We start from the raw sequence: 14093 nt of genomic DNA on the forward strand, positions 1-14093 counted from the left end.
TATGAACAATTTTTCCTGTGTGGTGATGGGCAACGAGTCCCTCCTGATTCAGTGCGCGGAACGTCTGCTTCAGGATGGCGACAGGGTCAATGCGGTGATCACGCGCCATCCGGACATCCGCTCGTGGGCGGCGAGCCGGGGTCTGCGCGTCGAAGCACCCGCCGAGGGGCTCGCCGATCGGCTGGCTGGCGTGGGTTTCGACTGGCTGTTCAGCATCGCCAACCTGTCGGTCATTCCCCAGGCCGTGTTGGACCAGGCGGCACGCGGCGCCATCAATTTCCACGACGGCCCCCTGCCGCGACACGCCGGCCTGAACGCACCGGTGTGGGCCATCCTCGCGCGCGAGAAGCAGCACGGTGTGACCTGGCACATGATCGAAGGCGGCATTGACGAAGGCGACATCGTCAAACAGCACCTGTTCGAGATGGCGCCCAACGAGACCGCGTTGACCCTGAACACCCGGTGCTACGAGGCCGCGATGGAGAGCTTTGCCGAGTTGCTGGTCGATCTGCACGGTCCCGGCCCGCAGCGCCAGCCGCAGGATCTGAGCCAGCGCAGCTACCACGCACGCCTGGACCGCCCCGCCGCCGCCGCCCGCCTCGACCTGGCCAGGCCTGCCAACGAGGTGGTGGCCCTGGTGGGCGCACTGGACCATGGCAGCTACTGGAACCCGATGACCTGCCCGAAGCTGGTGGTGGGTGAACGGGTTCTGCTCGTGTCCGCGGCCGCCGCCGAGGCCGGGGCAGCCGCTGCGGCACCCGGCGAGGTACTGGAAGCGACCATGGGAGGCCTGGTGGTGGGCACCGGTTCGGTCCCTGTGCGCCTAACGGGTTTGAAAGACTTCGATGGTGTTGCCGTGTGCCCGTCGACGGTGGCGAAGCCGGGGGAGCGCCTGCCATTGCTCGATGCCGACACCGCCAGGATGCTCTCTGAAACCATGGCGCGTGTGGTGAGCGGGGAAGCCGGCTGGCGCCGGTGCCTGCAGACACCTGAAGGGGTCGATCTGCCTTTGGTGGCGCCGACCTCTGGCCCGAGTCGCTGGCATGCGACACCCCTGACCGTACCCGCCGTCCTGTCGGGTGATCGCCTGCTGGCCGCTGTGGCTGCCTGGGTGGCACGCGTCAGTGGCAAAAGCAGCTTTGATCTGGCCTACCGGGATACCGACGCGCCCCAGGCCGCCGGCTACCTGTCGACATGGGTGCCGTTGCGGCTGACGGCCAACGGCGACACCCCTTTTTCAGCCTTTTCAGCCCAATGCACTGAAGTCCTGCAAGTGGCCCGGCGCGCGCCCGCGTTTGCCCTCGACATCGTCGCGCGCGACCCGGCGATCAAGGCGCTCAACGTGCCTCAGGTCGGCCTGTCCGTGGGTGGCGAAGCGGCTGGAATCGAAGGCACGGCAATCACAGTCCAGGTCCCTGCCCCTGGCATGCTGACCTTGTGGCACGACGAAGCCCGCTTGACCTCAGAGGCCGCATCGACCCTGACCCAGCGCCTGCAACGGGTGCTGGATGCCCTTGGCGACTCGACGGCCCATAAGACCGCACTGGGTCGCTTGCCGGTCATGAGCCCGGTCGAGCGCGAACAAGTGCTCTACGGGTGGAACGACACCCGTTGCGACTACGAACGCCAGACTTGTGTGCACCAGTTCTTCGAGCAGCAGGTGCAGCGGACACCCGATGCCACGGCTGTGGTGTTCGAAGGAGATGCTCTGAGCTACGCGCAACTCAACCGACGCGCCAACCAGGTGGCCCACCGCCTCGTCTCCTTGGGTGTCCTGCCCGGCACGTTGGTCGGGCTGTACACCCCCCGTTCGCTGGACCTGCTGATTGGTGCCCTGGCCATCCAGAAAGCGGGCGGTGGCTATGTGCCGCTGGACCCGGCCTATCCGCCCGACCGCATCGCCCTCTACATTGAGGACAGCGGCGCCCCGGTGATCATTGCCCAGTCGACGCTGGTCGACAGCCTTCCGGCCCATCAGGCCCAGGTGCTGGTGATCGACGAGGACACCGCCATCGCCGGCCAGCCCAACACGGATCTGGCGAGCGGCGTGAGCCCGTCCGACATCGCCTACATGATCTACACCTCGGGCTCGACCGGCCGCCCCAAAGGGGTGATGGTCGAACACCGCAACGTGGCCAACTTCTTCCGCGGCATGGACGACCGCATCCGCCACGATCCGCCGGGCGTGTGGCTGGCGGTCACCAGCCTGTCGTTCGACATTTCGGTGCTCGAGCTGTTCTACACCCTGGCGCGCGGCTTCAAGCTCGTGCTTTCCAGCGACGAAAACCGCGCGCTCGTCTCCAGCGGCACGATGCCGATTTCGGCGCAGAAGATGGACTTCAGCCTGTACTACTGGGGCAACGACGACGGCGCCGGCCCCAAGAAATACGAGCTGCTGCTGGAAGGCGCCAAGTTCGCCGACCAGCACGGCTTCTGCGCGGTGTGGACGCCTGAGCGCCACTTCCATGCCTTCGGCGGCCCCTACCCCAACCCCTCGGTGACGGGCGCTGCGGTGGCCGCAGTCACCAAGAACATCGGCGTGCGCGCGGGCAGTTGCGTGGGGCCGCTGCACCACCCGGCGCGCATCGCCGAAGAGTGGGCGGTGATCGACAACCTCACCAATGGGCGCGCTGCGCTGGCCATTGCGTCCGGCTGGCAGCCCGACGACTTCGTGCTGCGTCCTCAGAACACCCCGCCGAACAACAAGAAGGCCATGTTCGAGACCATCGAACAACTTCGTCGGCTTTGGCGCGGCGAAGCCGTGGCCTTCCCCACCGCCAGCGGCGAACCGTTCAGCGTGGTCACCCAGCCGCGCCCGGTCTCCAAGGAGTTGCCCATCTGGGTCACCACCGCCGGCAACCCCGAGACTTGGAAGGAAGCCGGCGCCATCGGTGCCAACGTGCTGACCCACCTGCTGGGACAGACCGTCGAAGAGGTGGGTGGCAAGATCAAGATCTACCACCAGGCACTGCGCGACGCCGGCCACGACCCGGCGAACTTCACCATCACCCTGATGCTGCACACCTACGTGGCACGCGACCGTGCGCAGGCACGCGAAACAGCCCGTGGTCCGATGAAGGACTACCTGCGCAGCGCTGCCGGCCTGATCAAGCAATACGCTTGGGCTTTCCCGGCCTTCAAGAAGCCGGTGGGCGTGAGCAATCCGTTCGAGCTGGATCTCCGGTCGCTGACCGAAGACGAATTGGAAGGCATCCTGGAGTTCGCCTTCCTGCGCTACTTCGAAGATTCCGGTCTGTTTGGCACCGTGGACGACTGCCTGAAACGGGTGGAGGAACTCAAGGCCATCGGTGTGGCCGAAGTCGCCTGTCTGATCGACTACGGCATCCCCGTCGAAAAGGTCATGGAGGCCCTGTACCCTCTGGCTGAGGTGCTTCGCCGCTCCAACGAACCCACCGCCGTGGCCGATGACGATTTCTCCATCGCAGCGCAAATCGTCCGCCACGGTGTCACGCACCTGCAATGCACGCCCAGCATGGCGCGCATGATCACCATGAACGACGAAGCCCGTCAGGCACTTAGCAAAGTCCAGCACCTGATGATCGGTGGCGAGGCCCTGCCCGGCACACTGGTGGCTGAACTCACCCAGCTCGGCCACGCCACGGTCGAGAACATGTACGGTCCGACCGAGACCACCATCTGGTCATCCACCGAGACCGCAGGCGCCAACGAGTCCATCGTCAACATCGGTCGACCGATTGCCAACACCCAGATGTACGTGCTCGATGAACATCAAGAACCCGTGCCAGTGGGCGTGCCGGGCGAGCTCTACATTGGCGGCGATGGCGTCACACGCGGCTACTGGCAACGGCCCGAACTCACCGCCGAGCGATTCCCGAGCGACCCCTTCGTGAAAGCGGCATGCGTGGCCGCCGGCGGCGCGCGCATGTACCGCACGGGCGACCTGGCGCGCTGGCGCCCGGACGGACGCATCGACTTCCTGGGACGCGCCGATTTCCAGGTCAAGATCCGCGGCTACCGCATCGAACTCGGCGAGATCGAGGCCGTGCTCGAAGGTCAGCCGGGGGTGAGACAGGCGGTGGTCGTTGCACGAGAGGACAACCCAGGCGACGTGCGCCTGGTGGCCTACCTGCGCACCGACCCCGGCGTGGCGACCGACGCGCTGCGCGAGGCCATCGCCGAGGTGCTGCCCGATCACATGCTGCCAGCGCACTTCGTCACCGTCGACGAGTTCCCGCTCACGCCCAACCGCAAGGTCGATCGCAAGGCCCTGCCTGCGCCGAGTGCCAGCGTGCAGCGCGCCTCCACCGAAGTCTACGAAGCGCCCGAGAACGAAGTCGAGCAAAAAATCGCCGCGATCTGGGTCAAGGTGCTGGGCGTGCCACAAGTGGGCTCCAAGGACAGCTTCTTTGCCCTCGGAGGCCACTCCCTGCTGGCGGTGCAGGCCCATCGCGAGATCAAGCTGGCCTTGAACACCACGCGCCTGAGCATCACCGACATCTTCCGTTTTCCGACCCTGGCCGCGCTGGCCGCGCACCTCGACGACAAGCCCCGCGACACGGCAGAAGCTGCCGCAGAATCGACCGAGCGTGCACAGATACGCGCCGACGCCATGTCGCGCAGGCGGGCCATGCGGGCGGTCAAACAGCCGCAGGAATGATGCGCTCCCCAGACCAGGCCAATGCCGTGGGGCATGTGCAGGCATCAATCGCCGCCTTGCTGCCCCCCCGCTTGGGCGTGGTTTGTACCGCGGTCGACGGTGACCCGCGAAATTTGTACCCGGAAGAGCGGATCTCGATCATCCAGGCGGTACCAGGCCGACAGCGCGAATTTGCTGCAGGACGGGCTGCCGCACGGGAGGCCATGGCCTGCATAGGGGTCGAGCGCGGTCCAGTACCCAGTGGCCCAGACCGTGCACCCATATGGCCCTTGGGCCTGGTGGGCTCGATCTCCCACACCCGGCAGATTTGTATCGTGGCCGTGGGGCACGCGAAAGAGGTGGGCTCGATCGGCATCGACGTGGAAGAGCGCCTGCCGGTCAGCCCGGACCTCTGGCACAGCATCTGTACCCCAAAAGAACAAACCTACCTGCAAAGCCAGCCCGTGGAGCAACGGGGCGACATCGTCACCCAACTGTTTTCCGCCAAGGAAGCCTTCTATAAATGGCAGTACCCCTTGACGAGACGTTTGCTGGACTTCCAGGACGTTCAGGTGAACCTGGAGCTGGGAGGTGGCGGTTTTTCGGTTGGGCCTGTTGATGCGCTTCGATGGCCTGACGCTCTCGCACCGGTGACTGGCGGCATGTTCACCGACAAGCAATGGGTCATCGCCTGGGTTTGTGGACACCCCGGTCGACCTCGGGTGCCGCAGGGCATGCGTCCAGGCAACTTACAAGCCGCCCTGCCCCAAAACCCTCCGTCGAACCACACCGAGGTCCTGCCATGAGGCTCCAACGGTTGAACCCTCTCGTGAATTTTGGACTGAAGCTTCTACGGCAACCCACCAACCTGAATTTCGATCGCATCAGCGCCGAAGTGATTTGCCCCGAGGAGACCCAGCCATGCAAACCGCTCGCGTATCTTGAGGGGCAATTGGACAAAGCCACGGCACCTATCCAGGGCTTCGACACCCTTGCGAATGAACTGGCCATCCTCAAAATCACCGAAGTGCGACACGCCCCGACCATCCGCTACACCTTGTCCAACTGCATCGTGCACGATGCAGGTTTCGATGTGCTGGGTGGTGCATGGCGCAAGAAGGGAATAGATCGGCCGGATTTTTTGATCCAGCCCATCACCGAATTGGCATCATTGAGCTACTGCATGTCCAGTGTGAGCCACCGGTACTTCGGCCACTGGCTGCAAGACGCGTACACGAGCGCTTTGCTGGCCCAGCCGAATGAAGGCCTGCTTCTCGATGTGGGTACCGAGGGCAGCCATGCCACAGACTATGTGAAGGCAGCCGGACTCAGCCCCTTACCCGCCAGCGTGTACTTGGCTCGTGAACTCCACTGCTACCAAGACTACGGCCAAGGTCCCTCCAAGCGAGCACGCATTGCCGAATTGCGAACCCGGCTTGCAGCAGCCATTCCTGATGGTGATCGCTATGCACCGGGCAGCGCCGTGTACTTCCGGCGTGGACACAGCGGTGTTGCCAGGCTGATTGAAAACGAAGACGAACTCATGCGGGCACTCACAGCCAAGGGGTTCGAGGTTTTTGATCTCGAAGGGGCCAGCGTCTCCGACATTCAACAGCGGTTTCGACATGCGCGCACCGTGGTCAGTATCGAAGGCAGTCAGCAGTGTCATCTCACCTTCGCCCTCCCCCCGGGGGCATCCCTTATTTCACTGATACCGTCTGATCGCTTCTCAGTGGTTTTGCTGGGCTATGCCAGAGCAATTGAACTTCAATGGGGCTGCGTGGTGATTGACCGGGTCGAACATGGCTACCACGTCAACGTGGACGACGTTTTCAGAACCCTGGATCTTGCCGAGCGCCAGAGAGAAGACAAATGCGAATGATCCCGGCCCCAATGGCCTGCTCATTGGCCCAACCGTGAGATCAATCGCTGAAGACAAGTTGGGCCAAGTGCTTATTGCGGCGTTTGAGTTCGCGCTCAAAGTTGTGTTCTCGCGCGAACGACGACTTGAGGACCACGGATCCCAACAGGGCGTCCGTCCAGATCAGCTGCATGAAGTACAACGAAAGAACTGAGATGTCGATACCTAGCAACAGCTTGCTGCTGTACGCACCTGTTCCGATCTACCCCGGCAAAGGTGGTTACCTGCTTGAGGACCAAGCATGCAATGGTCTGCGACTTTGGGCGGAGAACTTTGACCGGGTGATCGTGATGCATCCACTCGAACACGGTGCGGCACCGCCCAGTTGGATCCCCGTTCAATCGTCTGGCATTGATCTGAGCCGCGTGGAAATGGTGGCGCTGCCCACCACCTACCGTCCCGATCAATTTCTCATCCACTACTGGTCGGTTCGAAAACAGATCGCGCAACTCATTGACCGTGCGCACTACCTGTCGTTCTCTATCGGTGGCCTGTTCGGCGACTGGGGCTCCGTCGCTGCCATCGAGGCCCATAGAAAAGGGAGGCGCTTTGCCGTCTGGACAGACCGAGTGGAATCAGAGGTCGTCCGCCACCAAGCGCAGACTGCGCAAAGCGCCAAGGCACGCTTGAGAGCCTCTCTGTATCACCGTCCAATGGCCATGCTGGAGCGCGCCATCATTCGACGAGCCACTGTCGGCCTTTTTCACGGAGCGGAAACCCACGCCGCATATGCCCCCTACGCCAAAGCAGCCGAAATCGTTCACGATATCCACTTGCGCGAGCAGGATCGAATTCCCGCCGACGAGCTCAATCGCAAGCTTCATCGTGTCCTGGACGGACCCCTGAACATCTGCTATCTCGGTCGTGCCGACGCCATGAAGGGAACGGATGACTGGATCGAAGTGATGGCCGGTCTCAAATCGGCAGGCATCGACTTCCATGCAACTTGGTTGGGTGAGGGAGAACGCCTGCAGACCATGAAGGCAGCGGTGGGCCGTTTGGGGTTGGGGAAGCAGATCACGTTGCCCGGCTTCGTGCGAGACCGAACGGCCATTCTGAAAGCACTCCGAGAGGCTCACCTATTCGTGTTTTGCCACAAAACGCCGGAGTCGCCGAGGAATCTGATCGAAGCGCTGGTGTCTGGCACCCCGATCATCGGGTACGACAGCCCGTTTCCCCAAGACCTGATCTCGGCGAACGGAGGGGGTCTGTTGTCTCCCAAGGATGATGTCAAGGCCCTGGTGTCATCTCTGGTTGGCTTGGCGGGTGACCGCAAGCGCTTGTCCAATTTAATCGGTCAGGCCGCGCTGGATGGCAGCGCCTTCAACGATGTGGAAGTGTTCAGACATCGAAGCGAAGTGATTCGCACCTACCTATGATTTCCAGCTCTAAAGGGATCACGGGACCATGCACCGGGTAGAAACCATGTCGCCGAAAGACAGTTGCGACGCTCAAACACCGATAGCTCAGAGAATCACTCTTCGAGAGCTGCTGCGTGAGCGGACAGCGGACCTCGGAGACCTCCCGGCCTACGTGTTCCTGGGCAGCGATCTTGAGCCCGCCCAAGCGCTGAGCTACGCCGCGCTGGGCCAGTCTGCCGAAACCATTGCCCGCAAGCTGCGCGGGCTGACCCAGGCCGGTGACCGGGTCTTGCTGGCGTTCAGCAACGACCTGGAGGCGGTGCAGCTGTTCTGGGGCTGCATCCTGGCCCGCACCCTTCCGATCCCAGCACCGGCACCGGACACTAAGAATGTCAGGGGCAGTGAAGCACGGCTGCGAGGGATCGCGGTCGATGCGAACGTGGCTTTGGCCCTGACCCATGAAAGCCACGTTGAGACCGGTCGCGGGCAGATCCCCGACGTGCGCTGGCACTCGCTTCAGACCCTGCTGGCCTTGCCGCAGGGGGTCGACCCAGCCGTGCCCGCCGCCCAATGGGAAGGTCCAGCGGACGCGGCCTACCTGCAATACACGTCCGGCTCCACCAGTGCCCCGCGAGGTGTCGAGATCACCCACGGGAACGTGCTCGCGCAATGCGCTGCCTTGATGCGCAGGCTGGACACCCACGGCAAGCGGGGGCTGATCTGGCTGCCCTGGTTCCACGACTATGGGCTGATCCATGGCGTGATCCAGCCCCTGTACTCGGGTGCAACCGCGTTCCTGATGCCCACCGCGCAGTTCCTGCTGCGACCCTTGAGGTGGCTGGAGGCGATCGAGAAACACGGCGTGACGCACAGTGGCGCCCCCGATTTCGCCTACGTTGCCTGCGTGAAGGCCTTGGCCCGCGCACCCGGGTGGACCGCCCGGCTGGACAACTGGCAGGTGGCCAGTTGTGGCGCGGAGCCGGTGCGAGCCACCACCTTGAACGCCTTCGCCGAAGCCTTCGCGCCCTTTGGCTTCCACAACGCGGCACTGGCACCTTCCTACGGCTTGGCCGAAGCGGTTCTGGCGGTCACCGTGCGGGACACCCACACCCCTTTGCTGCAGCTCACCCTCGACGCGCAAGCCATCGAACGCCATGAGGTGCAGCATGCCCTTCTGGGGGCGCCCGGGACCCGAACCCTGGTGGGGTGTGGTCCCCCGCTCCCGGGTTTTGAGCTGTGCATCGTCGACCCTGACACTTCGGTGCCATGCCTGCCTCATCGCATCGGCGAAATCTGGGTGGCAGGGCCAAGCGTGGGTCGAGGGTATTGGGGACAACCTGAAGCATCGGCCGAGCACTTTGGCGCCACCCTGGCCCATGCGGGCGCCGACCCAACGCACCATCTGCGCACAGGTGACCTGGGTTTCATGCATGAAGGCGAGTTGTTCGTCGCGGGCCGGCTCAAGGACCTGATCCTGGTGAACGGGCGCAACCTGTATCCGCACGACCTGGAGCAGACAGCAGAGGCGTCGCACCCGAACATCCGTTCGGGTGGTGTCATCGCGATCTCGGTAGACAAAGGTCTGAAGGAAACCGCGGTCATGCTGGTCGAATGCAGCCGACGACCCGCGCCGGATGCGGTGCGTGAGCTGCTCGACGGTGTGCAGGAACAGGTGGGCATCGAGCACCAGCTGGACCTGCACGACATCGTGCCGTTGCCAGCCGGCGCCCTCCCGCGCACGTCCAGCGGCAAGCCCATGCGCGGTGCGGCGCGGCGGCTTTATCTGCAAGGAGCGCTGGAGCCCCTGCGGCTGGCGGCCGAGGCGCCACCGCTTCTGGCGTTGCCGCAGAACGGCGACGCTGATGCGCCGCTCATCGATACCCTGACCCAGGTGTGGTCCGATGTCCTCGAGCACGATGGGATTCAACCCGACGCGAACTTTTTTGACCTGGGCGGTGACTCGCTGCTGGCCACCCAGCTGGTATCGCGCCTGCGAACGAGGCTGGGCGTTGAACTGCCCATCAGCGCCCTGTTCGAAAGCCCCACGGTGCGCGGACTGGCACGCCGGGTGGGTCAAGCGCAAGAGCAGCTGTCCCATTCGCGTCCCCACCCGACGGTAGGGCCAGCGACGCGGCACGGTGTACGTGCGCCGGGAGCCCGGGTCACGCTGTCCCACTCGCAGGAGCGCATGTGGTTCATGCACGAGTTGGCGCCCCACAGCAGCGCGTACAACGTGCCGTTGGCCATTCGCTTGTGGGGCCTGCTCGATCTCGCCGCGCTGCAGACGGCACTGGAGCAGGTGGTCGAACGCCATGAAATCCTGCGAACCCGGTTCATCAAGTCACCTGAAGGCGCATGGGGTGAAGTGGTGTCGGCCCCTCCTCCGCTGATCGACGAGGTGCGGCTGGCCCTGGACGGAGCACCCGTGTCCGACGGTGTGTTGCATCGCCACCTGGCCCAAGTCACTGCCGAGCCCTTCCGGCTGGATCGGTGCCCGCTGCTGCGCGCACAGGTCGTGCATATCGCCGAACAGGATGCCGTGTTGCTGATCGTGATGCACCACATCATCAGCGACCAATGGTCGTTCGCCGAACTGGGCCGGGAACTGGCCGCGCGGTACAGCGCCATTCGGACCGGCGCGGAAGCCGCGTTGCCCAGTCTGCCGCTCCAGTATGCGGACCACGCGAGCTGGCACCGGAGCTGGTTTGAAGGCGAGCGGCGAGCGAACGAACTGGCCTACTGGTCGCGCCGCCTGGACGGCCTGGAGCCGCTGCCGCTCAACTACGACTTTCCGCGGCCGCTGGCACAAAGTTTTAGGGGTGCCTCGCTGCGCTGGCCCTTGGACCCCGACCACATCGTGGCGTTGCGTGGCCTCGGCGCGGCCCATGGTGCCAGTCTCTCGATGGTGCTGATCGCCGCGCTCAACGTGATGCTGCATCGGCACACGGGCAAGACCGACATCGGTATTGGCGTGCCGATCGCCAACCGCCACCACCTCGCGTCCGAAAACCTCATCGGCACCTTTGTGAACACGCTGGTGTTCCGAACCGACCTGAACGGCGACCCGGATTTCCACACCGTGCTGTCACGGGTGCGCGAAGTCTCCTTAGAAGCCTTCGCGCACCAGGACATGCCGTTCGAGGTGTTGGTGCGCGAACTGGCTGCGAAGCCTGACGGCAGCCGGCAACCGCTGTTCAACGTGATGTTCAACATGGTGAACTCGCAGGCCCGAGATTGCCACTTCGAGGGGCTGACGTGGTCCCGGCTCGACTTCGACCGGGCGTCGACCCAGTTCGACCTGACGTTTGTGGCCGACATGCTGTACGACCACGCCCTCGTGATTGAGTACGCCACCGACCTTTTTGCGCCCGAAACCGTGCAACGCATGGGGGAGCACCTGCAGCACATCCTGCGTGCCGCGGTACGCGAACCGGGAACCCGTGTGGCCACGCTCCCGCTGCTGGGCGACGCAGAGCGCGACCTTCTGAAGCAATGGTCGCTCGGGGCCGTCGAAGCGCCAACGGCCCGATCGGTGGCCGAGTGGGTGGCCAACGGATTGCAGCCATCCGCGCAGCAGGTGGCCCTGGTGTTCGGCAGCGTGCAATTGACCCATCAGCAGCTGGACGAGGCGTCGAACCGGCTGGCCAGGCTGCTGCGCCTGCGCGGTATCGCGCGTGGCACCCGCGTGGGTGTGTGCCTGCCCCGCAGCCACGACCTCGTCATCGCGCTGCTGGCCGTCCTGAAAACAGGGGCTGCCTACGTGCCGCTGGACCCGGACTACCCCTGCCAGCGGCTGAACGACCAGATCGCCGATGCCGACCTGGCGCTGCTGCTGACCCACAGTGTGGTGAAGCTGGCAGGCGAGCAGCCACCGCGGCTGCTGATCGATGGGAACAGCGCGCTGATCGCAGGCACCGCCGCTGATCCGCTGCCAGCTGATGCCCGACTCGATGCGCATCCCGAAGATCCCGCTTATGTGATCTACACCTCGGGTTCCACGGGGCAGCCCAAGGGCGTGGCCGTGCCGCACCGGGCGGTGGTGAACCTGTTGGCCAGCATGGCACACACGCCTGGCTTCACCGCGCAAGACCGCCTTCTGGCCGTGACCACACCTGGTTTCGACATCGCGGTCCTGGAGTTGTTTTTGCCTTTGGGGATGGGCGGCACCGTGGTCGTCGCGGGCGAAAACCAGGTCACCGATGGTCGCGCGCTGGCCGAGATGATGGTGCGCGAGAACATCACGGTGCTGCAAGCCACGCCCTCGCGGTGGCATTTGCTGCTGGAGGCCGGCTGGGCTGGCAACCCTCAGCTCAAGGCGCTGGTGGGCGGAGAGCCCCTGACCCCCAGCCTGGCCTCACAGTTGCTGGCCCGCTGTGGCGAGGTCTGGAACATGTACGGACCGACCGAAACCACGGTGTGGTCGAGCTGCTGGCGGGTGTCACCGGACGCCGTTCAAGCCATCGATCTGGGACGCCCCGTGTTGAACACCTCGATCCAGGTGCTCGACGAACACCTTCAACCCTGCCCGATTGGTGTTCCTGGAGAGATCTACATCGGAGGCTCTGGCGTCGCCCTCGGCTACCACCGGCTCGCAGCACTGACCGCAGAGCGATTCATTGAGCAGACGGGCCATCAGGATCCTCTTCACGCGCGCATTTACCGCACGGGTGACCGGGGGCGCTGGCGGCACAACGGGTCGCTGGAACATGGTGGCCGGCTGGACGATCAGATCAAATTGCGTGGGTTTCGGGTGGAGCTTGGCGAGATTGAAACCAGGCTGCTGAGCCACCCGTCCGTGGCGCGCGCGGTGGTGATGCTGCGCGAAGATGTGCCAGGCCAAGCCAGGCTGGTGGCCTACGTGGTGCCTGACGGGTCCATGCCCTCGCGCGAAGCCCTGCGCGAGCACTTGCGACGCTGGTTGCCCGATCACATGGTGCCCGGCCTGTTTGTCGAAATGGCCAACATCCCCGTGCTGCCCAACGGAAAAACCAACCGCCGGGCCCTTCCGGTGCCGCCGAGCGGTCAAGCGGGTTCGAACGCACCACCAGCAGTGCCGCGAAACGCCACCGAGACCACCCTCCTCGCGATCTGGCAAGCGGCTTTGCAGACCGACAGACTTGGCATCCACGACAACTTCTTCGACCTTGGCGGGCACTCGATCCTGGCCGTGGGCGTGGTGAGCCGCATTGAAACGGCGCTCAAACGCCCCTGTGCGCTGGCCCTGCTGTTCCAGCACCCGACGGTGGCAGAGCTGGCCGCAGCGCTTGCGCAAACGCAGGCAGAGGACACGGTGGACATCCCCGTGGCCGTGCTGCAGCCCCATGGGAGCGGGCCAGGGCTCTTCCTGCTGGCGGGTGCCGAGATGTACCGCCGTCTCGCGCAGCAACTGGATCCGGCGATGCCGGTGTACGGCGTGTTCTCGCAAACCGAAATCGACTTGCTGCGTTGGCCGGCAGACGTTGCGCCGCCTGAAGTGTCGGTAGAGACGCTGGCGCTGGAGTACCTGGCGCTGATCCGCGGCATTCAACCCCACGGCCCCTATTTTCTCGGTGGCTTTTCGATCGGCGGCCCGCTCGCCTTCGAGGTGGCCCAGCGTCTGCAACAGGAAGGCGAAGACATTGGCCTGATCGTCTTGCTCGACTCCAAGCTGCCCGGGCGTGGTTTCAAGCATCTGGTGGCGGGTGTGCTCAGACGCCTGCGGCTGCTCCGTCGCCAGGGTCTGAAGCATCTCCTTCACATCTACAACGTCTATCGACACCAAACCAAGCATCGCCACGAGCCCGGGAGCCGGCGCATTCAGGCATACGCGCAGGCCATCCGTGCCTACGACGCCGTGCCCAGCGACCTGCCCGTGGTGTTCATGCAGGCGGGTGACGATGCCTCCACCGCGCCGGCATACGGCTGGCGTTCACTGGTGCCAGGGTTGACCGTGGAACGCGTGCCGGGTAAACACATGGACATCCTGGAGCCGCCCAACGTCGAGGTGTTGGCATCCCTTGTGCGCCAGCACATTGCCAAGGCCAAATCCACGGGTTCCCTCGCCGGGCCAATGGGCAGCACCGCACCGCAACACCCCTCCTCCATGTCCACCCCATGCGCCTCAGACATTCGTTGAAATACCTCCTGGCCTTCGTCCTGAGTGCCTGCGACTGGCACAAGACCCTGGACCCAGCCGAGCTCTCCGCCCTGTACA

General features: G+C 64.4%; 5 protein-coding genes. All 5 read left to right on the top strand.

Translation table 11 applies throughout. The features are described from left to right. The first annotated feature begins 1 nt into the window (after position 1). Entirely contained in the window at positions 2-4639 is a 4638-nt protein-coding gene (locus tag B0E41_RS04985) for a MupA/Atu3671 family FMN-dependent luciferase-like monooxygenase (protein WP_077329560.1), read from the top strand. Then, positions 4639-5424 carry a 4'-phosphopantetheinyl transferase superfamily protein gene (locus tag B0E41_RS27705; protein WP_290440836.1) on the top strand — a complete coding sequence of 262 codons (786 nt, stop codon included), beginning with the start codon at positions 4639-4641 and terminating at the stop codon, positions 5422-5424. Before B0E41_RS04985 ends, B0E41_RS27705 begins: the two co-directional genes overlap by 1 nt. Before the next feature lie 23 nt (positions 5425-5447). Then, the gene (locus tag B0E41_RS04995) at positions 5448-6500 is read left to right on the top strand and encodes a glycosyltransferase family 61 protein (protein ID WP_171984668.1); all 1053 of its coding nucleotides are present in this window, start codon (positions 5448-5450) and stop codon (positions 6498-6500) included. A gap of 170 nt (positions 6501-6670) precedes the next feature. Next, positions 6671-7918: a glycosyltransferase gene (locus B0E41_RS05000; RefSeq protein ID WP_077329567.1), complete on the top strand. Its 1248-nt coding sequence runs from the start codon at positions 6671-6673 to the stop codon at positions 7916-7918. Positions 7919-7964: 46 nt separating this feature from the next. Next, positions 7965-14015 carry a non-ribosomal peptide synthetase gene (locus B0E41_RS05005; protein WP_171984669.1) on the top strand — a complete coding sequence of 2017 codons (6051 nt, stop codon included), beginning with the start codon at positions 7965-7967 and terminating at the stop codon, positions 14013-14015. The last annotated feature ends 78 nt before the right edge of the window (positions 14016-14093 follow it).

The organism is Hydrogenophaga sp. A37, assembly GCF_002001205.1.
Classification (GTDB): Bacteria; Pseudomonadota; Gammaproteobacteria; order Burkholderiales; family Burkholderiaceae_C; genus Hydrogenophaga.